At 39.8% G+C, this 392-nt stretch carries 1 pseudogene; it reads right to left on the bottom strand.

From position 1 onward, the window contains the following. Positions 1-392, bottom strand: a pseudogene (locus RYX56_RS21360) (sigma-54-dependent Fis family transcriptional regulator); the annotation flags it as partial.

The raw sequence follows: 392 nt of genomic DNA, 5'->3' as shown, positions 1-392 counted from the left end.
AAAATAACAGCCGCATAGCAGCTCCATTGATGCGAGGAGACGGAGTAGTGTTCAAATTGGGAGATAAATTCATTCTCCTTAGTCCGTAAGGCAAGTCCAATCGCATTAGTACCAACATCAAGCTCTGTCCAACGGCTTCCCTCTTTAAATCCAATTTGGTTTGCATAATTTTTAGCTTGATAATTTCCCGTTCGCCAAAGTATGTCTCCCTCACTATCAGTCAAAACAAAGAGTGGTTGTTGTAATTGTAAAGTGCTGGAGAGCTTTTTTATCTCCGCCTTCACATATTCTACCAATTCCTTGTTGCGTTTTTGTTTTTCACGTAGTTCACTTGCTGTTAAGATTCGTTTTGGTTTTACTCTATAAGGATCGACATTTTGCTTTCGGCACAA

The sequence above is a fragment of the Alkalihalophilus lindianensis genome, from assembly GCF_032843265.1.
In the GTDB taxonomy this organism is placed as follows: Bacteria; Bacillota; Bacilli; order Bacillales; family Bacillaceae_D; genus Alkalihalophilus; species Alkalihalophilus lindianensis.
This window is presented reverse-complemented; position numbering and strand designations above follow the sequence as displayed.